At 72.9% G+C, this 23423-nt stretch carries 16 protein-coding genes; 10 read left to right on the top strand and 6 right to left on the bottom strand.

Annotated features, from left to right (window positions below):
• The first annotated feature begins 56 nt into the window (after window positions 1–56).
• The 3 genes from ACIQZN_RS10155 (at window position 57) to ACIQZN_RS10145 (ending at window position 9525) form a co-directional block, all read left to right on the top strand.
• Window positions 57–7634 carry an amino acid adenylation domain-containing protein gene (locus ACIQZN_RS10155; protein ID WP_403990203.1) on the top strand — a complete coding sequence of 2526 codons (7578 nt, stop codon included), beginning with the start codon at window positions 57–59 and terminating at the stop codon, window positions 7632–7634.
• A gap of 107 nt (window positions 7635–7741) precedes the next feature.
• Entirely contained in the window at window positions 7742–8191 is a 450-nt protein-coding gene (locus ACIQZN_RS10150) for a spore-associated protein (protein ID WP_403990201.1), read from the top strand.
• A 131-nt stretch (window positions 8192–8322) separates the two neighbouring features.
• Window positions 8323–9525 carry a TerD family protein gene (locus ACIQZN_RS10145; protein ID WP_403990199.1) on the top strand — a complete coding sequence of 401 codons (1203 nt, stop codon included), beginning with the start codon at window positions 8323–8325 and terminating at the stop codon, window positions 9523–9525.
• 18 nt (window positions 9526–9543) lie between these two features.
• Here ACIQZN_RS10145 and ACIQZN_RS10140 read toward each other — a convergent pair whose 3' ends face one another.
• Window positions 9544–12741 carry a TIM-barrel domain-containing protein gene (locus ACIQZN_RS10140; RefSeq protein WP_403990860.1) on the bottom strand — a complete coding sequence of 1066 codons (3198 nt, stop codon included), beginning with the start codon at window positions 12739–12741 and terminating at the stop codon, window positions 9544–9546.
• Between the two features lie 283 nt (window positions 12742–13024).
• Here ACIQZN_RS10140 and ACIQZN_RS10135 point away from each other — a divergent pair, with 283 nt between their 5' ends.
• On the top strand, window positions 13025–13663 hold the full coding sequence (locus tag ACIQZN_RS10135; protein ID WP_403990197.1) for a LysE family translocator: 639 nt from the start codon (window positions 13025–13027) through the stop codon (window positions 13661–13663).
• 17 nt (window positions 13664–13680) lie between these two features.
• Here ACIQZN_RS10135 and ACIQZN_RS10130 read toward each other — a convergent pair whose 3' ends face one another.
• The gene (locus tag ACIQZN_RS10130) at window positions 13681–14427 is read right to left on the bottom strand and encodes a DUF1838 family protein (RefSeq protein ID WP_403990195.1); all 747 of its coding nucleotides are present in this window, start codon (window positions 14425–14427) and stop codon (window positions 13681–13683) included.
• A 218-nt stretch (window positions 14428–14645) separates the two neighbouring features.
• Here ACIQZN_RS10130 and ACIQZN_RS10125 point away from each other — a divergent pair, with 218 nt between their 5' ends.
• Window positions 14646–15374: an esterase/lipase family protein gene (locus tag ACIQZN_RS10125; RefSeq protein ID WP_403990193.1), complete on the top strand. Its 729-nt coding sequence runs from the start codon at window positions 14646–14648 to the stop codon at window positions 15372–15374.
• A gap of 69 nt (window positions 15375–15443) precedes the next feature.
• Here the strand turns inward: ACIQZN_RS10125 and ACIQZN_RS10120 are convergent, their stop codons facing one another.
• Both ACIQZN_RS10120 and ACIQZN_RS10115 read right to left on the bottom strand, forming a co-directional pair.
• Entirely contained in the window at window positions 15444–16637 is a 1194-nt protein-coding gene (locus tag ACIQZN_RS10120) for a hypothetical protein (RefSeq protein WP_403990191.1), read from the bottom strand.
• 159 nt (window positions 16638–16796) lie between these two features.
• Window positions 16797–17597: a GNAT family N-acetyltransferase gene (locus ACIQZN_RS10115; RefSeq protein ID WP_403990189.1), complete on the bottom strand. Its 801-nt coding sequence runs from the start codon at window positions 17595–17597 to the stop codon at window positions 16797–16799.
• A gap of 110 nt (window positions 17598–17707) precedes the next feature.
• Here ACIQZN_RS10115 and ACIQZN_RS10110 point away from each other — a divergent pair, with 110 nt between their 5' ends.
• Window positions 17708–18646 carry an aldo/keto reductase gene (locus tag ACIQZN_RS10110; RefSeq protein WP_403990857.1) on the top strand — a complete coding sequence of 313 codons (939 nt, stop codon included), beginning with the start codon at window positions 17708–17710 and terminating at the stop codon, window positions 18644–18646.
• Here ACIQZN_RS10110 and ACIQZN_RS10105 read toward each other — a convergent pair.
• Window positions 18643–19497, bottom strand: a complete 855-nt coding sequence (locus tag ACIQZN_RS10105; RefSeq protein ID WP_403990187.1) for a helix-turn-helix transcriptional regulator — start codon at window positions 19495–19497, stop codon at window positions 18643–18645. The genes ACIQZN_RS10110 and ACIQZN_RS10105 overlap by 4 nt on opposite strands.
• Window positions 19498–19641: 144 nt before the next feature.
• Between ACIQZN_RS10105 and ACIQZN_RS10100 the strand changes: the two genes are divergently transcribed.
• The 3 genes from ACIQZN_RS10100 to ACIQZN_RS10090 all read left to right on the top strand — a co-directional run bounded on the left by ACIQZN_RS10100 (window position 19642) and on the right by ACIQZN_RS10090 (window position 22231).
• Window positions 19642–20421 carry an NAD(P)H-dependent oxidoreductase gene (locus ACIQZN_RS10100; RefSeq protein ID WP_403990185.1) on the top strand — a complete coding sequence of 260 codons (780 nt, stop codon included), beginning with the start codon at window positions 19642–19644 and terminating at the stop codon, window positions 20419–20421.
• Between the two features lie 145 nt (window positions 20422–20566).
• A complete protein-coding gene (locus ACIQZN_RS10095) occupies window positions 20567–21391 on the top strand; it encodes an aldo/keto reductase (RefSeq protein ID WP_403990183.1) in 825 nt (274 codons plus the stop codon).
• A 45-nt stretch (window positions 21392–21436) separates the two neighbouring features.
• Entirely contained in the window at window positions 21437–22231 is a 795-nt protein-coding gene (locus ACIQZN_RS10090; protein WP_403990181.1) for an SDR family NAD(P)-dependent oxidoreductase, read from the top strand.
• A 37-nt stretch (window positions 22232–22268) separates the two neighbouring features.
• Here the strand turns inward: ACIQZN_RS10090 and ACIQZN_RS10085 are convergent, their stop codons facing one another.
• On the bottom strand, window positions 22269–22625 hold the full coding sequence (locus tag ACIQZN_RS10085; RefSeq protein ID WP_403990179.1) for a winged helix-turn-helix transcriptional regulator: 357 nt from the start codon (window positions 22623–22625) through the stop codon (window positions 22269–22271).
• Window positions 22626–22702: 77 nt separating this feature from the next.
• Here ACIQZN_RS10085 and ACIQZN_RS10080 point away from each other — a divergent pair, with 77 nt between their 5' ends.
• Window positions 22703–23344, top strand: a complete 642-nt coding sequence (locus ACIQZN_RS10080) for an NADPH-dependent F420 reductase (protein WP_403990177.1) — start codon at window positions 22703–22705, stop codon at window positions 23342–23344.
• The last annotated feature ends 79 nt before the right edge of the window (window positions 23345–23423 follow it).

Genomic DNA, 23423 nt, shown 5'->3' with positions numbered 1-23423 from the left:
CCCCAAGGACCCATTCCTCCCCGCCCTGAAGAACAGAACATCCTGGGGGAATCAAGGTGAACGGGTTCCAACTGGAGGACGTACTCCCGCTGACGCCGCTGCAGGCCGGGATGTACTTCCACGCCCTGTACGACTCGCACGCCGTGGACGTCTACACCGCGCAGTTCGTCTTCGACCTCGACGGACCCGTCGACGTGCCCACCCTGCGCGCCGCCCTTGCCGGCCTGCTCCGCCGCCACGCCAACCTGCGCGTCGGCTTCCTCCACGAGGACCTGGACGAACCCGTGCAGGCGGTCGCGGCCGAGGTCCCCGTCCCCCTGGAGGAATTGGACCTGACCGGCGCCGACGAGGTGCCGGACCGGCTCACCGCCTTCCTCGCCGCCGACCGCACCCGCCGCTTCGACCTGGCCACGCCGCCTCTGATGCGGTTCACCCTCGTACGGACCGCGCCGGAGCGGCACCGCCTGGTCATGACGAGCCATCACATTCTGTTCGACGGCTGGTCGCTGCCCCTGCTCGTACGGGAGCTCTTCGAGCTGTACGCGTCCGGCGGCGACGACAGCGCACTGCCGCGCGTCACCCCGTACCGTGCCTACCTCGTCTGGCTCTCCCAGCAGGACCGCGCCGCCGCCCTCGACACCTGGTCCGCCGCCCTCGCCGGCATCGAGGCGCCGACCCTGCTCGCGGAGCGGGACGGCCCCGACGGCGCCGCCGAACTGCCCGAGACGCTCGTCCTGGACCTGGACGCGGCCGTGACGCAACGGCTGCGCGAGACGGCCCGCGCCCACCGCCTCACCCTCAACACCCTGGTCCAGGGCGCCTGGGGCCTGCTGCTCGGCCACCTCACCGGACGGTCCGACGTGGTGTTCGGCACCACCGTGTCCGGGCGCCCGCCGGAGCTTCCCGGCGTCGAGTCCATGGTCGGCCTGTTCATCAACACCGTGCCCGTACGCACCGAACCCGCGACCGGCGAGACCCTGGCGGACTTCCTGACCCGGCTCCAGGCCGAGCAGGGCCGGCTCCTCGGCAGCCAGCACGTGGGCCTCAGCGACATCCGGGGCGTCACCGGACTGGACGAACTCTTCGACACCCTCGTCGTGTTCGAGAACTACCCGATGGACGCCGAGGCCCTGCGCACCGCCCAGCGCGGGCTGCCCGGCCTCGCCGTCACCGGCTTCAGCGGCACCGACGCCGCCCACTACCCGCTCACCCTCACCGTCGCGCCCGGCGACAGCCTGAGGATCACCTTCGGCTACCGGGCCGCCGTGCTCGACCGCCAGGAGGTCGCCGAGACCGTCTCGCGCATGCGGCAGCTGCTGACGGCCATGGCGCAGGACCTCGGCCGGCGCGCCGACACCGCGCCCTTCCTCCTCGACGGCGAACGCGAGGAGCTGATCGCCCGGGGCACCGGAGCCGCACTCCCCGAGGGCACCACGGCCCTGAGCATCCCGGCGGCCATCACCGAGCGGGCCGCCCGCCACCCGGACGCGGTGGCCGTCGCCGGCGCCGGCGAGCAGCTGACGTACGCACAGCTCACCGCCCTCGCGGACCGGCTCGCCGCCGCCCTGACCGGGCTCGGGACCGGGGCCGAGGACGGCGTCGGGATCCTCGTCGCCCGCTCCGTCGCCACCGTCACCGCCTCGCTGGCCACCCTGCGCGCGGGCGGGGCCTATGTGCCGCTCGACCCCCGCTGGCCCACCGAACGGCTCCACCGGGTCACCGAGGTCGTCCCGCTGCGCGTCCTCGTCGTGGACGAGACCACCGCCACGCTGCCGTGGGTCCGCCAACTCGGCCCGGACACCGCCCTCCTGACCGTCGACGGCTCCGGCCGCGTCCTCACCGGCGGCCCCGCCGCCCCCGGCCCGCTCCCCGCCGCACCCGGCGGCGACCGGCTCGCGTACGTCATGTTCACCTCCGGGTCCACCGGACTGCCCAAGGGCGTCGGCGTCAGCCACGGCGACATCGCGGCCCTGGCCGCCCACCACGGCTGGGACGACGGCGCCGCCGACGCCGTCCTGCTGCACTCCGCGTACGTCTTCGACGCTTCGACCTTCGAGCTCTGGGCCCCGCTCCTGCGCGGCGGACGCGTCGTCGTCGCCCCGGAGGGTCCGCTCCAGCCCGACACCCTGCGGGACCTGGTCACCCGGCACGGCGTCACCGCCGCCTTCCTGACGACCGCACTCTTCAACGTCCTGGCCGAGACCGACCCCGGCTCCCTCGGCCACCTGCGCCTGGTCGCCGCCGGCGGCGAGGCCGCCGCGCCCGGGGTCATGCAGCGCGTCGCCGCCGCCCACCCCGGGACGACCGTCCTGCACGTGTACGGGCCCACCGAGACCACCACCTTCGCCACCACCCACCACGTCGGCCCCGACCACACCCCGGGCGGCGCCCCGCCCATCGGCCACCCGCTCGACGGCATGCGCGCCTACGTCCTGGACGCCGCCCTGAGCCCCGTGCCGCCCGGCGCCGAGGGCGAGCTGTACCTCGCGGGCCCCGGCGTCGCCCGCGGCTACCTCGGCCGGGCCGCCCTCACCGCGACCCGCTTCGTCGCCGACCCCTTCGCGGGCGGCGGGGCCCGCATGTACCGCACCGGCGACCTGGTGCGCCAGGACGCCGACGGCACCGTGCGCTACGTCGCCCGGGCCGACCAGCAGATCAAGCTGCGCGGCCACCGCATCGAACCGGCCGAGATCGAAACGGTCCTGCGCGACCACCCCGCGGTACGCGCCGCCTGCGTCCTCGTACGCGAGGACCTGCCCGGCGACCGCACCCTCACCGCCTACGTAGTCCTCGCACCGGGCGAGACGCCCGACCCCGGACTGCTCGCCGCCCACGTCGGCCGGCTGCTGCCCGCGTACATGGTCCCGGCCGTCATCCAGCCGCTGGACGTCCTGCCGCTGACGCCCAACGGCAAGATCGACCGCAACGCCCTGCCCGCGCCCACCGCACCCCGCACGGCTGCCGGGCGGGCACCGCGCAGCGCCATGGAGGAGATCCTCGCCGGGCTGTTCGCCGATGTGCTCGGCGTGGACCGGGTCGGCACCGACGACAGCTTCTTCGCCCTGGGCGGCCACTCCCTGCTCGCCACCCGCCTCGTCGGCCGCATCCGCACCGCCCTGCACACCGAGACCGACATCCGCACCCTGTTCGAGCACCCCACCGTGGCCGCGCTCGCCACCGCCCTGGAAGGCGCGGAGGGCGGCACCCGCCCCCCGCTGGTCCCGCAGCCACGCCCCGCCGAACTCCCGCTCTCGTACGCCCAGCAGCGGCTGTGGTTCCTGCACCGGCTCGACGGGCCCTCCGCCACGTACAACATCCCGCTCGCCGTACGCATCGACGGACCGCTCGACGCCGACGCCCTGTGCGCCGCCGTCGCCGACGTCATCGCACGCCACACCGCCCTGCGCACCGTCTTCCCCGAGGGCGAGGACGGGCCGTGCCAGCACATCACCGCACCCGGCGACGTCGTCATCCCCTTCGCCATGGAGAGCGTCGAGGAGGCGAAGCTGCGCCACCGCGTCGCCGCCGCCACCGCCGAGGCCATCGACATCGAACGCAGCCTGCCGCTGCACGCGACCCTGCTGCGGCTGGCCCCCGACGCCCACGTCCTCGTGCTCGTCGTCCACCACATCGCGGCCGACGGCACCTCGCTGGCGCCCCTCGCCCACGACCTGGGCCTCGCCTACCGCGCCCGCGCCCGGGGCGAGGAGCCCAACTGGGCCCCGCTGCCCGTCGACTACGCGGACCACACCCTCTGGCAGCGCGACCTGCTCGGCGACGAGAAGGACCCCGACAGCCTCGTCTGCCGGCAGCTCTCCCACTGGCGGCACGCGCTGGCCGGGCTGCCCGAGGCGATCGAACTGCCCTGGGACCGGCCCCGCCCCGCCACCTCCCGGCACACCGGCGCCACCCTCGGCTTCTCCGTGGACCGGGCCACCGCCCGCCATGTCACGGAGCTCGCCCGCACCTGCGGCTCCAGCGCCTTCATGGTCCTCCAGGCCGCCCTGGCGACCGTCCTGTCCCGGCACGGCGGCGGCGAGGACATCCCCCTGGGCACGGCCGTCGCCGGACGCACCGACGAGGCGGCGAACGGTCTCGTCGGCTTCTTCGTCAACACCCTCGTGCTGCGCACCGACCTGAGCGGCGACCCCACCTTCCGCGAACTCCTCGGCCGTGTAAGGGAATTCGACCTCGCCGCCTACGCCCACCAGGACGTGCCTTTCGAGCGGCTGGTCGAACTCCTCAACCCGGCACGCGCCCAGAGCCACCACCCGCTCTTCCAGACCATGCTGATCCTCCAGAACCAGGCGTCCGCCGCCATCGACCTGCCGGGCCTCACCGTCACCGGGGTGGCCGCCGAGGCGGAGGTCAGCAAGTTCGACCTGTCGTTCGCGCTCACCGAGACCTACGACGACACCGGCGCACTCGACGGGATGCGGGGCACCGTCGACTACGCCACCGAACTCTTCGACGCACCCACCGTCCAGGGCCTCGCCGACCGGCTCGTCCTGCTCCTCGGCGCCGTCACCGCCGACCCCGACCGCCCTCTGCACACGTACGACCTGCTGACCCCCGCCGAGCACGACCGCCTCACCGCGCTCGGCACCGGGCCCGCCGACGACCTGCCCGCCACGACGGTCCCCGCGCTCTTCGAGGAGTGGGCCCGGCGCACCCCCGCGGCCCCTGCCGTCCGGGACGCACACACCACCCTCACCTACGGCGAACTCGACGCCCGCGCAGGTACCTTGGCCCGCCACCTCACCGAGCGGGGAGTGGGCCCCGAGGACCGGGTCGCCGTCGCGCTGCCCCGGACGTCCGAACTCGTCGTGGCCCTGCTCGCCGTCCTCAAGGCGGGTGCCGCCTATCTGCCGCTGGACCCGGACTACCCGGCCCAGCGCCTCTCCTACATGCTGGACGACGCGGACCCCCGTCTGCTCCTCACCACCCCGGAACTCCACCGCAGCCTGCCCGAACACCCGGTGCCGCACCTCTACACCGACGACCTCGGCGCGAGCGGCGCCGCACCCGCTCCGGTCCGCATCGACCCGGCCAACCCGGCGTACGTCATCTACACCTCGGGCTCCACCGGCCGCCCCAAGGGCGTCGTCGTCACACACCGGGGCGTGCGCGCCATGGCCAGGACCCAGAGCGAGCGGCTGCGCGTCGGACCGGGCAGCCGGGTGCTGCACATGGCGTCGGTCAGCTTCGACGCCGCGTTCTGGGAGCTGTGCATGGGGCTGCTCACCGGCGCCTGCCTGGAGATCGACACCCGCGACGCCCTGCTGCCGGGACCGGCCCTCACCGGCCTGGTCCACGACCGGGGCGTCACCCACCTCACCATCCCGCCCGCCGCCCTCGCCGTGATGCCCCCGGACTCCCTGCCCAGCGGCCTCACCATGGTCCTCGCCGGAGAGGCGTGCCCGCCCGCCCTCGTCCACGCCTGGGCCAAGGACCGCTTCCTCGTCAACGCCTACGGCCCGACGGAGACCACCGTCTGCGCCACCATGAGCACCTTCCAGCACGCCGAAGGGCCCCTCGCCCCCGACCGCACCGTCCCCATCGGCGCCCCCGTGGACGGCACCCGCGTCCACGTCCTGGACGACCGGCTGGTTCCCGTGCCGCCCGGTGTCACCGGCGAGCTGTACGTGGCCGGCGAGGGCGTCGCACGCGGCTACCACGGCCGGTCCGCCCTCACCGCCACCCGCTTCGTCGCCGACCCCTTCGACCGCGCGGGCGGCCGGATGTACCGCACCGGCGACCTGGTGCGGTGGACGCCCGACGGGCGCCTCCTCTACGTCTCCCGCGTGGACGACCAGGTCAAGCTGCGCGGCTTCCGCATCGAACTCGGCGAGATCGAGGCGGCGCTCACCTCGCACCCCGGGGTCGCCGCCGCCTGCGTCACCGTCCGCGAGGACCGCCCCGGCGACCGGCGCCTCGTCGCCTACACCGTGCCCCCCACCGGCGAGCCCGCCCCCGGCTGGGCCGAACTGCGCGCCCACCTCGCCGCCACCCTGCCCGAACACATGGTGCCCGCCGCCCATGTCCGCCTCGACGCCTTCCCCGTGACGCCCAACGGCAAGACGGACCGTCGTGCGCTGCCCGCACCGGAGAGCCCGGCGGCGGCCGGCGGACGGGCCCCGCGCACCGCACGTGAACGGGAACTCTGCGAGGTGTTCGCGCAGACCCTCGGCGTGCCCGAGGTCGGCGTCACCGACGACTTCTTCGCGCTCGGCGGCCACTCCCTGCTCGCCGTCACCCTGGCCCGCCGGATCGGGGAGCGCTGCGGGGTGCGGCCCTCCCTGCGCGCCCTGTTCGCGACGCCCACCGTCGAGGGCGTCGACCGCCTGCTCGGCCGGGGGCCGGGGGAGGAGGAGCACGAGGAGGCGGCGGCCCCGGACTTCGCCGCCGAGGCGCGGCTCGCCTCCAACATCACCGCCGAGCGCCGGGGGGCCGCCGAGCGCCGGGGCGCCGCCGAGCACGAGGGCCCGGGGGAGAGCCGGGGCCCCGGGGAGCGGCGTCCCGCCCGCCCCTCCGCGCGGCCCCTGCTCACCGGCGCCTCCGGCTTCCTCGGCGCGTTCCTGCTGCGCGACCTCATCGAGGCCACGGACGGCCCGGTCGACTGCCTCGTCCGGGCCGCGAGCCCCGACAGCGCGGCCCAGCGGCTCCGGGCCAACCTGGAGCACTACGGCCTGTGGCAGTCCCGGTACGCCGACCTGATCCACCCCGTCCCCGGCGACCTCGCGGCCCCGGGCCTCGGCCTGGCCCCCGACGAAAGGACGGCCCTCACCCGGCGCCTCGGGCCCGTCCTGCACAACGGGGCACGCGTCAACTTCGCCGCCCCGTACGGTGATCTGCGCGCGCCCAACGTGGGCGGCACCGAGGAACTGCTGCGGCTCCTCGCGGACTCCGGCTCGCCCGGCCTGCACTACGTCTCCACCACCGGTGTGTACGCCCCGTCGCGCGGGACGGACCCCGCACCGCTCACCGAGTCGTCCCCGACCGGTCCGGCGGACGGCCTGCCGGACGGGTACGCGCAGAGCAAGTGGGTCGCCGAGCAACTCGTCGGCCTCGCCCGCGACCGTGGCCTCCCGGTGACCGTGCACCGCCCGGGCCGCATCAGCGGCGACACCGCCACCGGCGCCTGCCAGGACCGGGACCTGCTCTGGCAGCTCATCAAGGGCTGCCTCCAGGCCGGGGCGGTGCCCGATCTCGCGCACGGCACGACGGACTGGGTCCCGGTGGACTACGTCAGCGCCGCCGTGGTGGCCCTCAGCACCGCCGAACGGCCCGGGGCACCGGCGTACCACTACACCAACCCGGACGCACCCGGCCTGGACCGCGTCTTCGAGGCGGCGGCCGGCCTCGGGTACGAGCTGCGCCCCGTGACGCCCGAGGAGTGGCGGGCCTGCGTGGCCGAACACCCGGACAACGCGGCGCAGTTGTTCCTCGGCGACGACGGGGCCGGCGAGGGCGAGGCGGACCACCGCAGCTTCGACTCCGGCCGCACGGCCCGGGCGGCGGCGGAGGCGGGCGTGCGCCAACTGCCGCTTACAGACAAGGTTCTGACGCGCTATCTGACGTACTTCCAGGTCACGGGCTTCCTGCCGGCCCCCGGAGCGCTTCCGGGGGCGTAAAAGATCACCAATCGTCAGGTCCCCGGCCATTCGCATACAACCATCCGTGTCCCTGGGAGGTCCCATCAAGTAGGAGCAAAACACTCCTGGAGCTACAAGGGGGAAATATGCGAAACATCCGTACTCTCGCCACCGCCGGGGCCCTGACCACCCTCATGGTGGGCGCGACGGCCGCCTTCGGCCCGACCGCGTCCGCCGCGCCCAACACCACCCCGCAGAAGGTCTGCGGCAGCGCGTACAAGACCGTCAACTCCGCCGCCGTGGGCTCCCTCGGCACGGTCTACCTGACGTACAACGCGTCGAACGGCAAGAACTGTGTCGTGACCATCCGGTCCACGCCCGGCGCCGCGAAGGACATGTCGGCGTACCTCTACGTCCCCGACACCGACGCGTCGGCGAGCGACTACGGGAACTACACGTCGTACGCCGGTCCGGCCTACGCCTACGGCAAGGGCCACTGCGTCAGCTGGGGCGGTCACATCGCCAACGTGTACGTGTCCGTGGAGAACTCCAACTGCGCCTCGTTCAAGGAGCAGCGGAGCCTCCAGGTCCGCTGATCGGCGCCGCTCACCGGCCCGCCTCCGCATCCCAGCGGGGGCGGGCCCACCCAATTCCCCGCTTCACGCCTGACGGCCACCCCGCATTCCGTACGCTGCCCGGGACGGACGGACTGCTGAGGGGGAGCCATATGTCGTTGCGCAAGGGTGCCAACACACCGATCGCGAGCCCGGTCGTACGGGTGGAGCTCGGCTGGCGCACCGGCCCCGGCGCGCCCGATGTCGACGCGTCGGCGCTGCTGCTCACGGCGGGCGGCAGGGTCCGCTCGGACGACGACTTCGTGTTCTACAACCAGCCCGTCCACCCTCGTGGCGCCGTGCGCCACGAGGGCCGGAGGCAGGACGGCGCCGGGGTGGTCGAGACGATCCAGGTGTCCCTGCCGTCGGTGGAGCAGGACATCGCGACCGTGGTCCTCGCGGCTTCCACGGACGGCACGTTCGGCAGGGTGTCCGGCCTCTGCATCCGGGTGCTGGACGCCGCGACCGGTGCCGAGACGGCACGGTTCGACCCGGTGGACGCCACCACGGAGACCGCGTTCGTGCTCGGGGAGCTGTACCGGCGCAACGGCGCGTGGAAGTTCCGCGCCGTAGGCCAGGGTTACGCCTCCGGCCTGGCGGGGCTCGCCACCGACTTCGGCATCACCGTGGACGAGCCCGCGCCCCCCGCCCCGGTCGCCGCGCCCGTCGCCCCGCCCGTACGGCTGACGAAGATCACGCTGACCAAGAACGCGCCCTCGGTCTCCCTCACCAAACAGGGAGCGACGTCCGGCGCGATGCGGGTCAACCTCTCCTGGAGCGCCCGCACACCCCCGGGCGGCTGGATGAACAAGGGCCGCGACGCCGTCCGCCTCGAAGACGTCGACCTCGACCTCTCCTGCCTGTGGGAGCTGCAGAACGGGGCGAGCGGGATCGTCCACCCCATCAACAATCAGTTCGGCTCGTACGACGAGCCGCCCTACGTCCAGCTGGACCACGACGACCGGACCGGAGGCAGCGAGGACGGCGAGAACCTCACGATCAACCTCGACCACACCTCCGAGATCAAGCGCCTCCTGGTCTTCGTGGCCGTCTACTCCGGCGCGTCCAGCTTCGCCGGCCTGCACGGCGTGGCCACCCTCTACCCGCCCGCCGGACCGCCCATCGAGGTCCAGTTGGACGAGTGCACGGTCCCCGCACCCGTCGCGGCGATCGCCCTCATCGAGAACGTCAACGGCGAACTCATCGTCCGCCGGGAGGCGAAGTACATCATCCTCCCGCCCGGCATCTTCAAGCAGCAGGCCGTCGACCTCGCCTACGACTGGGGCCTGTCCTGGCAGTCGGCCAGCAAGGACTGACCGACTGCCGGGCCGCTGCTACCAGTACGTGACGGTGACCGGCACGTGGATGTTGCGCTGCGGCAGGGTGACGTTCAGCGTCTTGGAGCCCGCGTCCCACTTGTACGCCTGCGGGGACAGGTGGGCCCCGCTCGCGGTGACCTTCCGGGGCGCGTGGTCCGCCTTGACCGACAGGGTCCACGTGCGGGCCTTCGGCTGACCCCGGAAGGACCCCTTCGCCGGGGCGATGGACACCGTGTGGCGTGCGCCGGACTCCTTGTAGGAGACCTTCGTCGTGGCGCTCCGGGCCTGGCCCGCGGCGCCGCCGTCGTCCTCGTACAGGCTGAACGAACCGGAGCCGCCCGGGGCGATCGTGAGCGTGAGGTCGTCCGCGCCGGGCGCCCCGTCGTGGGCGACGTCATGCGTGCGGCTCGGGACGACGGCGCCCGCCCTGACGAACACCGGCATGGTGTCCAGCGTCGTCGTGACGTCCTGCGTGGTGCCGCCCTCGTACGTCCTGCCGGTGAAGTAGTCCGTCCACTGCCCCGGTGGGAACCACACCGACGTCCTCGCGGAGGCGCCGGGCGTGGTGACCGGGGCGACCAGCAGGTCGGAGCCGTAGAAGTACTCGCTGCCGGCCGTCTCGTACGCCTGCCGCTCCTCCGGGTACTCCAGATACATCGGCCGGACGATCGGCACACCGGTCCGGTTGGCCTCCTCGGCGAGGGTGTACGTGTACGGCAGCAGACTCTCGCGCAGGTTGAGGAACTTCTTCGCGGAGGCCGCCGCCTCGGGGCCGTACTGCCAGGGCAGCCGGTCGCTGTGGTTGCTGTGCAGCCGGTCGACGGGCTGGAAGGTGCCGAACTGCACCCAGCGCGCGTACAGGTCGTCGGGCAGCTTCGTCGTGGTGTGCGTGCCACCGCCGTCGGTGTACGCCTCCGAGCCCTTGAGGCCCGTCGTGTCGTTGTGGCCGCCGATGTCATGCGTGACGTTGGCCATCCCGGTCGCCGCCGACTCGGCCGGGGTGTACCCCACCTCGAACTTCAGCGTGCCCCAGGTGGACGACGTGTCGCCGGTGAAGTGGACCGTGGTGCGCTTGTCCGCCCAGGGGCCGGTGGGCACCGACTGCTGGCCGCTGTAACCGGCGGCCTGGAGCGAACCGTAGGCGCGCGAGAGGACGAACGGGCGGTCGAGGTGGCGGCCGGTGGTGTCCGCGTACTGCTGGTTGATCCACGCGTCCGGGGTCACACCGGGCAGCGACGACTGCGACGAGTCGCAGCACCAGTCGAGCCACCAGAAGTCGTTGCCCTGCTCGTCCATGGTCCGGTGCAGATCCATGTACGCCTGCAACTGGTCGGGGTCGCCGAAGTCGAAGACGTAGCAGTCCGGCCCCGCGCCGCCACCGCAACTCCCCTTCTCCAGCTTGCCCTTGGCGGTCTTCTGCGCCTGCGCGAACTGGGGGTCGGCGGCGAGGATGCTGGGGTGCACATTGAGCGTGTTGTGCAGGCCCTGGGACTCGGACCAGTCGAAGAACCCCTTCGGATCGGGGAACTTGGCCGTGTCGATCTCCCAACCGCTCCACGCGTTGACGGCCTTGTAGTCGGTGTCCGTCACCAGCACGTCCAACGGCACGCCCTCGGAACGGAACGTCGGCAGGATCGTGTTCCGGTAGTCCGCGTCCGTGCGGTCGATGTACTCCGAGTACCAGACCCCGTACGCCCAGGAGGGCAGCAGCGCGGGCGGTCCGGTGAGGGCCGCCAGGTCGCCGAGGCCCTGCTTGTAGTCGTGGCCGTAGCCGAAGAGGTAGCCGTCCTGGTACGGGGCGCCGCCGTGATCGGAGCGCTGGGTCACCTCGCGGGTGGCGGAGTCGTAGAGCGCGGACGGGGTGTCGTCCAGGAGGTACCAGCCGTCCTGGTTGAGCAGGCCGGGCGTGGTGACGGGGGCCGCGCCGTTGCCGGTGACGCCGTCGAGGCCGCGCCGGTAGCCGCCGAGGGCCAGATGCGGCTGCGGGGCCGGGTCGCCGGTCGCGGCGACGGAGACGGTGTCCGCGTTCACGTGGCAGCTCCCCGCGTCCGGGCAGGCGAGCGTGACGTCGTTGGCACCCGCCTCCAGGCGGACGGGCAGGGTCGCCGTGGACCACGTGTCCCAGTCGTCCGTCGCGGGGAACGACAGGGTGCCGGTGGCGCCGCCCGCCGACACGGCGGCGGTGCGCGTCACGTGCCGGCCGTCGCCGCCCGGGCCGTTGGCGTAACGGACGCGCAGGCTGTACGTCCCGGCCGAGGGGACCTCCACCACATGCGTCGTCAGTGAGGAGCCCTGGTTGAGCTCCGCGACGAAGCCGGTCCCGGCGAAGCCCGTGTGATCGGTGGCCGCCGCCGCCGAACCGATGACACGCCCGGCCTCCGCCTCACAGCTCACCCCGAACCGGCAGTCGGCGATCGCCGTGCTCGACGCGGGCGGGAACGCCTCGCCCCCGCCCAGCAGCGCGACGCTGTCCACGTTCACACTGCCGGAGTCCGAAGCGCCCCGGGTCAGGCCGACCGCGTGGTGCCCGGCGCCCAGCCGGACATCGGCGTAGACGGTGTCCCAGGTGTCCCAGTCCGCCGTCGGCGGCAGCGTCACCCGCTGCTCGTCACCGCCGTCCACCGACAGGGTGAGGGTGCGCGGCTCGCTCTTGCCGTCGCCGCCGCGCGCATTGGCGTATCGCACGGCGAACCGGTAGGCGCCCGCAGCGTTGACATCGATGTCAGAGGACAGGGAGGCGCCGGTGCTCTCGAAGCCGGCGGCGAACCCGGAACCGGTGTAGCCGTCGTGGTCGGACGCCACGGAGACCCCGCCGGCCCGCAGGTTCTCCGCCTCGCACAGCGCACCGGGCGCGCAGGTGATGCGGTGCCAGGGGCTCGCGGTCACGGGCGATTCGCCGGTGTTGAGCCGGACCGACAGGTTGCTCGCGTCGAAGGGCCCGGAGCCCACCTTGTACCGCAGCGTCACCGCGCTCGTGGTGAGGGTGAGCCAGCCGTCCGCCGTCTTCGTGGTGTACGCGGCCGGGGCGAAGGAGCCCCGGCCGATGGCGTTGAAGGTCGCCTCGTCGGTGAAGGCCCCGTCACCCGCGTACTCGGTCCGGATCAGCGTGGGCGACAGGACCTGGAACCGGGCGTCACCCGAGGTGACCGTCGGGATGCGGTGGCTGTGCGGTCCGCCGGCCGACGCCGGACCCGCCGTGCCCGTCACCGTCATGGCGGCGGCGGTCCCGAGGACGGCGGCTCCACCGATCCACCGCCGCAGCCCTCTGCGCCGCCTCGCGGATGGAGGTTTCATGTGCGACTCCGTTCTCACGCCGACCGGTCGGCCCGTCCGCACCGCACCGCTCGTTGTGCATCGTTGGAAAAGTGCAAGTGGCATGAGAGCACGCCCATGGCGCGGTGTCCATAAGGCGGGCGGCGGGCGCGAGTTGGCACCGCCGCACAGCCCGCCCGGAATTCGGCTGTGGGGCGGGTACGGTGCGTGCTTACATGGCCGCATGGTGTCCTCCGACCGTGCGCTGGCCTTCGCGGCCATGTCGTTCCTGCTCATCGTGATCCCCGGCCCCAGCGTGCTGTTCGTGATCGGACGCGCCCTGGCGCAGGGCCGCCGCGCCGCGCTGACCACGGTCGTCGGCAACACCCTGGGCGCGTACGTCCTCATCGTGGCCGTGGCGCTCGGTCTCGGGGCGGTCGTGGAACGCTCCGTGCTCGTCTTCACCGCCCTGAAGCTGGCGGGCGCCGTCTACCTCGTCCACCTCGGGGTGAAGGCTTGGCGCCAACGCGGTTCATTGCAGGCCGCGTTCAGCACCGAGGGGGAGGCGCGGGGGAGCCTGCGCACGCTGTGGGAAGGGTTCGCCGTCGGAGTCGCGAACCCGAAGACCATCGTGTTCTTCGCGGCCGTGCTGCCGCAGTTCGTGGACCGCGAGCACGGGCACGTCATGGTCCAGATGCTGGAGCTCGGACTGGTGTTCAACCTGATCGCGCTGACCTGCGACAGCATCTGGGGGCTGGCGGCGGCGACGGGACGCGACTGGTTCGCCCGCTCGCCCCGGCGGATGTCGCTCGTCGGAGGCGTCGGCGGGCTCACCATGATCGGGCTCGGCGTCACCATCGCCGCGACGGGCCGCAAGGACTGAGCTGCCCGCGCGCCCCTCTACGCGGGCGGGTTGAGCTTGCGGAAGTACGTCCAGCTGGTCTCGTTCGGCTCGCTCCACTTCTCCGGCGCGTGCGCGAACTCCGGGTGCCGGTCCGCGATGTAGGCGCGGGTGCGCTCGGGCACCTCCGCGTACGAGCCCAGCTTCCGGCCCCGGCAGTGGAACGTCAGCCCGCCCGGCGCCTGCCCCCGGGCCATCCACGGCAGCCACGGGGACATCCGCGTCCACGACATCGTGGCGGACACACTCGCCGCCGGACCGGCCAGCTCCGCCCGGTCGGCGAAGAACTGGAAGAGCTCAAGCGCCCGGTAGGTGTCCCCGGACGAGTGCACGGGGTACTCCGCGACGGGCAGCGGCGACGGATAGGCCAGCGGGATCTCCAGGCTGAAGCACACCTGTGCGCCCAGCTCCGTCATGGGCACCGGGAAGGGCCGCCACTTCTGGTTGGCCGGGTCGTTCCAGACGTGCACCACCGGCAGGTCCTGCCAGGTCTCCAGGATCTCCCGGGTGAGCGGGTCGAGGTAGAACGCGGCCTCACGGGTGAGCAGTTGGTAGGCGTCGGGCCCGGCTTCCGCGTCCCGGACCAGGCGGGCGACGTTGACGCCCTCGAAGCCGAAGAGGCGCTGGTAGGGCTGGTCGGGAGCCCAGGAGTACACATCGCCCGACCACCAGTACGTGACCTCCTCCCCGTCGAGGGAGGCCCGGGTGCGGGCGAGGAGGCGGAGCAGCTCAGCGGGTGTGGTCATACGCAGCACTCTGCGCGAGCGCCGCGCCGGCCGGGGGCGTAACACCGCTTCGAGGGCCCGAACGGCTGAAAAGTGCCGCTTCCCGGGCCCCTGCGGCCACGGAGCACCCGCCGACGGGTAGCGAAGACCGGTGAATTAGCCGATGGCGTGGGTACCCCGCGCCCGGCACCTTGTGCGGGCAGGCAACCACATCCCCGCGTTCCCCTCAGGAGTGCCCCATGCCTCGTCGTTCACCTCGCCGGCTCCTCGGCGCCCTCGCGGCCGTCGCGGTCGCGTTCACCCTGTTCTCCCCGGCGTCCGCGGCCGGCGCCGCCGAGACGACCGCCCCGGCCCGAGCCGCCGCCGTGCAGCCGCTGTCGACCGGCACCCCGGTCGTCTTCGTCCACGGCTACACCGGCAGCGCCTCCAACTGGACCACGGCCATGAGCGTCTTCCGCCTCAACGGCTGGTCGAGCTCGAACCTGTTCGCGTACGAGTACGACTCCTACGGCAACAACATCACCAACGCCCAGGGCCTCGCCGCCTTCGTCAACGACGTGAAGTCCCGGACCGGGGCGAGCAAGGTCGCGATCGTCAACCACTCGATGGGCGGCCTGGTCAGCCAGTACTACCTGAAGGTGCTCGGCGGCAACACCAGCGTCAGCCACCTCGCGTCCATCGCCGGCGCCAACCACGGCACCACGGCCGCCGGTGCCTGCCTGATCTACACGACCTGTCAGCAGATGTACCCGGGCTCCTCGTTCATCGCGCAGATCACCTCGGGTGACGAGACCCCCGGCGACACCAAGTACGCCACCTGGTACTCGGCGTGCGACGGCGTCATCCTCCCGTACACCAGCACCCGCCTGAGCGGCGCGACGAACAACAACGTGGTCTGCCAGACCCACATCGGGTACCTGGCGGACACGGTCGTCCTCGGCCAGGTCGCGCGGTTCATCGCCTCCTGACCCCGCACGACCCGGAAGGGGCCGGTCCACGGCCGTTCTCGCCGTGGACCGGCCCCTTCCGCCGTCCCCTCAGACCCGGCCGCGCCGGCGGCGCATCGCGGTGAAGCCCAGGGCGCCCGCGCCGACCGCGACGAGGCCCGCCGCGCCCACCGCCGTCGCCGAGACGCCGCCGCTCCCGGTCTCCGCCAGTTGCGCGGTCGTGCCGGACGACGCCGAGGTGGTGCCGGTGCCCGTCGCGGCGGGGGAGGACGACGCGCTCGCGGTGACGGAGGGGGAGGGGGACGGGGTGCCGGAGGTGGCCACCGCCTTCTTCACGGTGACCGTGGCCCTGTCGCCACAGCTCGTCGTGCCCCGGAAGGTGCCCGGCCCCTCGTTGACGATCGCGCACGGGTTCAGGATGGTCTTACCGGCCGGCGCGTCCTTGAGGTAGGTCACCCGGACCTGCGTGGACGTGCTGCCGTGTGCCTTGATGGACACGTCCGGGCCGATGACGTTGAAGCCGTACACATCGGGTTCGGCGCTGTCGGTGATCGGCTTCAGCGTGGTCCACTTCCCCGAGCGCAGCACCTGGACGGAGGCGTGGCGGCTCGTCATGATCACATCGCTCACGTTCTCGTACGCGGACGGCGTCGGGTTGTCGACCGTGGCCTTGAAGGTGATCCCCGGCCCGCCGGCCACCGCGGTGGCGGGTACCCCCGACAGGCGGGTGTCCAGCCCGCTGACCGCGACGTTGTCCACATCGGTGTCGTTCGCCGCCCCCGAGGCACCGTAGGAGATCATCGTCGTCAGCTTCAGGTGGTCGGTGCCGCCGTTGCTGGAGCCGTGGTGCGGGGTGCCCATCGGCATGCCGAGCCGCAACTGCACGGTCCGCGACTTCCCGGCGGCCAGCGGGAACTGCTCGGGCAGCTCGCCGCCGTACACGGAGCCTTCGCTGACCTCCAGCGGAACCTTCTTCCAGGTCGTTCCGTCGAGCCGGTACTCCAGGCTCAGGGCGTGCTCCGGCAGCCCGTTCTCACCGTCGATGCGGTAGATCAGGCGCGCCGACGAGGTGTCGTTCGGGCCGGGGTTGGACGCCGTGGTGGTGAAGGCGACCGGCAGACCGCCGAGGCCGACCATCGCGGGTGCGTCGGTGGACACGGCCAGCATGGGCGGGCCGCTGTCGGCCAGGGCGGCCGGGGCCAGGGCGGCTCCGGTGAGGGTCAGCAGCAGGCCGGCGGCCGAGGCGACGGCGGACGAACGCAGGCTGCGCGCAACGGTGTTCAAGGTATTTCCCCCAGGGCGTGTGGGCGGCGCGGCCGGTTGCCGCGTCCCGCCGACGACGGGTGGATCAGCCCGTCGTCTCACCCAGTTGGACAGGCCACCCGGGCCCCGGGTTGTGACCCCGCGTGTCATGGTTCTGTGACAGCGTCGGCCGCCTCCCGCTCACTCCGGCAACCCGTAGAAGCGCATGGCCGAATTCGGGGTGAAGCCGATCCGGGGGTACACCGGCGCCCCCGCCGCCGTCGCGTGCAGGGTGGCACGGGTCAGCCCGGTGGCGCGGGCCCCCTCGTACAGCGCCTTGCGCGTCACCGCCTCCCCGTATCCCCGGCGCTCCCACGCCGGATCGGTGGCGACCAGCACGACGAAGAGCCGGCCCGCCGCCTCCACCGTCGCGGCACACGTCACCGGCACCCCCTGCCGCAGCCCCAGATAGGCGTGCACCCCGCTCTTCCACAGTGAGGACCCCGCCAGCCCGTCGCGGCCCGCGTCCAGGGGGAAGCCGTACGCCCGCGAGTTCAGATCCGCGTACGCCAACAGGTGAGCGTCCTCGCTCACCCGTACGAACTCCAGCTCGGGGTGGGCCGGTTCGGGCAGCGGGAACAGGTCGCCCGCCATGCCCGTGCCGGGGAAGGCGTACGTGAGGCCGGCGCGCTCGGCCGCCGTGTCCAGCGAGGCGCGCGCCTCCGCGTCGAGCAGCCCCTCGAAGACCCAGAGGAAGCCGGGCCGGCTCTTCGCCCGCATGATGTCCGCCGCCTCGCTCAAGCGCCGGGCGGCGAGCGCCGCGTCCGCGCCGACGTCGGTCAGGGTGACGCAGTTCCAGAAGGCGAAACCGCAGTCGGCCCAGCGCACGGCGATCCCGGGCAGGTCCCGTACATCCGCGCCGGCGTCCCGGTCGAGCACCATGGTCCGCCAGCCGACGGTGAGTTGTTCCATCGATTCGACCGATTCCGCGAGATCCGCCACCACAACTCCTGAAGGTTTCGAAGGACTGGCTTGACCTGGAGCGCACTTCAACGCCGAGCATGACGGACATGAACGCGAACACGAACCGCACCGACACGCACGCCATCAACATGAACGACGCGAACCCCGGGATCGTTCTGGGCACCATGGGCTTCGGCACCCAGGTCGACCCCGACACCTCCTTCGCCGTCCTCGACGCCTTCGTCGCCGGTGGCGGCGGCTGGCTCGACACCGCCAACTGCTACTCCTTCTGGGCCGACCCCAGCGGTGTCGGCGGCGCCAGCGAGCGCGTCATAGGCGCCTGGCTGGCGGCCCGCCCCGGCGCCCGCGACGCCGTACGCATCGCGACCAAGGTCCGGCAGAACCCGCTCGTCCCGCACTCCTGGCCCGAGAGCGCCGAGGGTCTCTCCGCCCGCGCCGTCCACGCGGGCATGGCGGAGAGCCTGGAACGCCTCGGCGTCGGCCACGTCGACCTGCTGTGGGCCCACGCCGAGGACCGCACCGTCCCCCTGGAGGAGACGGTCGGGGCCTTCGGCGAACTGGTCACCAAGGGCGTGGCGTTGCGGGTCGGCGCGGCGAACCACACCGCCTGGCGCGTCGAGCGCGCCCGGTCCCTCGCCCGCGAGCAGGGCGCGGAGCCGTGGACCGCCCTGCAACTGCGCCACTCCCTCGTCCAGCCGCGCCCGCTCACCCCCGTCGCGGAGGGCGGCCACCGCCACCTCACGCCCGACGACCTGGACCTCGCCGAGGCGGAAGGGCTGGAGGTGTGGGCGTACAGCTCCCTGCTCTGGGGCTCCTACACGCGCCCGGAGAAGCCGTTCCCCGACACGTACGAGCACCCCGGCACCGCCAGGGTGCTCGCGGTCCTGGACGAGGTCGCCGACGAGGTCTCCGCGACGAAGAACCAGGTCGTCCTGGCGTGGCTGCTGCACCAGGGCATCGCCCCGATCGTCGGCGTGAGCCGCGTACAGCACGTCGAGGAAGCCCTCGCCGCCCGGGACGTCCGGCTCACCGACGACCACCTGACGCGCTTCGAGGCGGCGCGCTAGCGGGGGCGCTCCTCGCGGACGCGGGACCGGTCGGGAGCGCCGTCGCCCTCCGCCCCCAGCCCGGACAGCAGCCGCAGCCCGTCCTCCGCCGGGCTGCCGGGCGCCGCCGACAGCACGATCATCTCCCGGCCCGGCGCGTCCGCCAGCGAGAAGTTCTCCTGGTGCAGCTCCAACACGCCGACGAGCGGGTGCCGGTAGACCTTGCGCCCATGCGTACGGGCGCGCACGTCCGCGCGGGCCCACAGCCGGCGGAAGCGGTCGCTGCCCATCGACAGCTCCCCGATGAGCGAGGCCAGCCGTGCGTCGTCCGGGTACTTGCCGGCGGCCAGGCGCAGGTGGCCGACCGCGTCCAGGGTGCACTGCTCCCACTCCGCGTACAGACCCCGCTCGGTCTCCTCCAGGAAGAGGTGCCGGGCGGTGTTCATCCCCGGCAGCGGCCGGCCGTACAGCAGCCGGGCCAGGCGGTTGCCCGCGAGGACGTCCATGCGGTGGTCCATGAGCACCGCCGGGGCGTCCACGACCAGATCGAGGACCCGCAGCACCTCGGGCCGGACCCGCCCGCCCGGCGCCTTCGCCCGCCGGCGCCGCTGCCGGGCCAGCCGGTCCAGGTGCTCGCGCTCGGTCTCGTCCAGGCCGAGGACGCGGGCGAGCGCGTCGAGGACCTGCTCCGACGGCTGGGTCGCGCGGCCCTGTTCCAGGCGCACGTAGTAGTCGACGCTCACCCCGGACAGGTGCGCGACCTCTTCGCGGCGCAGCCCGTCGACCCGGCGGCGGCTGTCGGCGGAGATGCCGGCCGAGGCCGGGTCGACCCGGGCGCGCCGGGTCCGCAAAAATCCCGCGAGATCGTCCATGCCCCCAGTATGGCCACGCCCGCCCCGCGCGAGGGTGGCCCTGCCGGTACCAGGAAGCCCGGTCCGATGGAAGCGGCGCCCCTGAACAACCGTCGCCCGGGCGTCCAGGATCGAACTCATCCGATCCGAAGGAGTGCGTTTCCCATGAAGACGCTCATCGTCCACGCCCACCCCGAGCCGAAGTCCCTGAACGGCTCGCTCAAGGACCTCGCGGTCTCGACCCTGGAGGCGGCCGGGCACGAGGTGCGGGTGAGCGACCTGTACGCGATGAACTGGAAGACCACCGTCGACGCGGCGGACTACGGGCCCGACGCCTCGGACCCGCTCAAGCCGGCCCGCGATTCCGGCCGCGCCTTCGACGCGGGCACGCTCACCCCGGACGTGCGCGCCGAACAGGAGAAGCTGCTGTGGGCGGACACCGTCATCTTCCAGTTCCCCCTGTGGTGGTACACGATGCCGGCGATCCTCAAGGGCTGGGTGGACCGCGTGTTCACGTTCCACTTCGCGTACGGCGTCGGCGAGCACAGCGACACCAAGTACGGCGAGCGCTACGGCGAGGGCACCCTCGCGGGCCGCCGGGCGATGCTCTCGGTGACCGTCGGCGGCCTCGAATCCCACTACGCGCCCCGGGGCATCAACGGCCCCATCGACGACCTGCTGTTCCCGATCCAGCACGGCATCCTCCACTACCCCGGCCTGGAGGTGCTGCCGCCGTTCGTCCTGTACGGCACCGACCGGATGACCGAGACGGACTACCCGGAAGCGGCCAAGGCATGGCAGGAGCGCCTGCTCACCCTGGAAACGACCGCTCCGGTCCCGTACCGCCGCCAGAACTTCGGCGACTACGAGATCCCGTCCCTGCACCTCAAGGAGGGCCTGGAACCGACGGGCCGCACGGGCTTCGGGCTGCACGTGGGGGAGTGACCGACGCGGGAAGCAGTCGATTGCATTAATGCGCGTGTGCAAGTATTGTCGATGCATGTAAGGCGCGCTTGCATGCATGTGCGGCGAGCCGGCCCGGCCCGGCTCGCCGCCCGGCGCACGACGAACACGTAAAGGACCACCCCCCATGACTTCCGTGCCCCCTATCGCCCTCAACAACGGCGTCCGCATGCCGCAGCTCGGCTTCGGCGTCTTCCAGGTCCCCGACGACGAGACCGCCACCGCGGTCGGGCACGCCCTGGACGCCGGCTACCGCAGCATCGACACCGCCGCCGTCTACGGCAACGAACGCGGTGTCGGCCGGGCCATCGCCGACTCCGGGCTGCCGCGCGAGGAGCTCTTCGTCACGACCAAGCTGTGGAACGCCGACCAGGGTTACGACCAGGCTCTCGCCGCCTTCGACACCTCCCTGGACAAGCTCGGCCTGGACCACGTGGACCTCTACCTCATCCACTGGCCCACCCCCGCCCGGGACCTGTACGTGGAGACGTACAAGGCGCTGGAGAAGATCCTCGCCGGCGGCCGCGCCCGCGCGATCGGCGTCTCCAACTTCCAGGTCCCCCACCTGCGGCGGCTCATGGAGCACACCGGCACCGTCCCCGCCGTCAACCAGGTCGAGCTGCACCCCGGCCTCCAGCAGGCCGAGCTGCGCGCCTTCCACGCCGAGCACGGCATCGCGACCGAGGCGTGGAGCCCGCTGGCCCAGGGCGCGGTGCTGGCGGACGAGGCGGTCGTGCGCATCGCTCAGGCCAACGGCGTAACGCCCGCCCAGGTCGTGCTGCGCTGGCATCTGCGGACGGGCAACATCGTGATCCCCAAGTCCGTCACCCCCGCCCGCATCCGGCAGAACCTGGACGTCTTCGGGTTCGACCTGACCGACGCCGACCTGGCCGCCCTGGCCGACCTCGACCGGGGACTGCGCACCGGCCCGGACCCCGACACCCTCAACTGACCCGCGCGGGCCGTGTCGCCGGCCCCGGCGCGAGGAGGACCCGCCATGCATATCGATCTCTCCGGCCGCACCGCCCTGGTCACCGGCTCCACCCAGGGCATCGGCGAGGCCATCGCCGTCGGGCTGGCCCGCGCCGGCGCCCATGTCGTCGTGAACGGCCGCGGCCAGGAACGGGTCGCCGAGGCCGTCCACGCCGTACGGACCGCATCAGGGAACGACGAGGTCACCGGCGCCGCGGGCGACCTCGCGACCGAGGACGGCGCCGCCGCCGTCCTGGAGGCCGCGCCCGCGGTCGACATCCTGGTCAACAGCCTCGGTGTCTTCGGGTCCGCCTCGCCACTGGAGATCGAGGACGCGGAGTGGCGCCGCTACTTCGAGGTCAACGTCCTCTCCGCCGTCCGCCTCATCCGCGCCTACCTGCCGCGTATGAAGGACAACGGCTGGGGGCGCGTCCTCAACATCGCCAGCGACTCGGCCGTGGCCATCCCCGCCGAGATGATCCACTACGGCATGACCAAGACCTCGCTGCTCGCGGTCTCCCGGGGCTTCGCCAAGGACGCCGCGGGCACCGGCGTCACGGTCAACTCCGTCATCGCGGGCCCCACCCACACCGGCGGCGTCGAGGACTTCGTCCGCGAACTCGTCGGCGACGACCTCCCCTGGGACGAGGCCCAGCACGAGTTCATGGTCAAGCACCGACCGCAGTCCCTGCTGCAACGCCTCATCGAGCCCGAGGAGATCGCGCACATGGTCGTCTACCTCGCCTCGCCGTACGCCTCCGCCACCACGGGCGGCGCCCTCCGCGTGGACGGCGGCTACGTCGACTCGATCCTGCCCTGAGATCCCGCCCGAGACCCCGCCCCGAGCGCGCCGGCCGCTACCGCTCGTCCACGCCGGCGTCCTGCGCCGCCATCACCTCGTCGCCGTGCTCGAAGGCCCATGCCCCGATGGTGTCGATGGGCCCCAGCAGGGTGCGCCCCAGATCGGTGAGCGCGTACTCCACGTGCGGCGGGGAGCCGGGGTACGCCCGCCGGGACACGAGCCCGTTGAACTGGAGGCGGCGCAGCGTCTCGGTGAGGACCTTGGGGCTGATCGACCCGATGTGCTCGCGCAGTTCGACCGGGCGGCGGGGACCGTCGCGCAGGGACCAGAGCACCACGGCGTTCCACGTGTGGGAGAGCAGGTCGAACGCCAGGCGGGCGCGGCAGTCGGCGAGGAAGGCGTCGGTGGTCACGTACCAGATGGTGCCCGAGCCGCGTTCTAGCGTCGATGCGAACGGCTGAACGGGCCGTCGACGAAAGGACATGCGTGATGAGGATCGGCGTACTGGGTGCGGGCAACATGGCGGACGCGCTCGCCACCCACTGGGTGCGGGCGGGGCACGAGGTCGTGGTCGGCGGACGCGACAGGGAGCGGGCGCGAGGGCTCGCGGCACGGCTCGGCGGGGGCGCGAAGGCCGAGGGACTGCGAGAGGCGGCCGCCTTCGGTGACGTGGTGCTCGTCGCGTTGCCCTTCGGGGCCGGCGCCGAGGTGGTGCGGGACCTGGGGCCCGAGCTCCGGGGCAAGGCGCTGATCGACTGCTCCAACCCGGTCGGCCCCGGCTTCCGGCTGCTGACCCGCGGTGGTGTCTCCGCCGCGGAGCGACTGGCCGAGGCGGCGCCCGGAGCCCACGTGGTCAAGGCGTTCAACCTCTGCCACGAGGACGTATGGCGCATGCGCCCGCCCGTCTTCGACGGCCGCCCGCTGGCCGTACCGGTGTGCGGGGACGACGGCCCTTCCCTCGGGCACGTGCACCGGCTCGTACGGGACACGGGGTGCGCACCCGTGCCGGGCGGCGGACTGGAACGCGCGGGGCTCCTGGAAGCCACGGCGGCGCTGTTCATCGGACTGTGGGTCGGCGAGGGAGCGGACGCCCAGGCGATCGCCCCGCCGCTGGCGTACGCGGCCGGTTGACGGGGTCCGGGCCCGCGAAAAACGATCAGGGCCCGGCCGCCCGTTCGTGAGAGGGTGCGATCCGGTAGGGCCGAGGGGG

The sequence above is a fragment of the Streptomyces sp. NPDC097595 genome (assembly GCF_044761525.1).
GTDB classification, from domain to species: domain Bacteria; phylum Actinomycetota; class Actinomycetes; order Streptomycetales; family Streptomycetaceae; genus Streptomyces; species Streptomyces drozdowiczii_A.
Note: the sequence above shows the minus strand (reverse complement) of the source record. Positions and strands in the feature narration are given on the sequence as shown.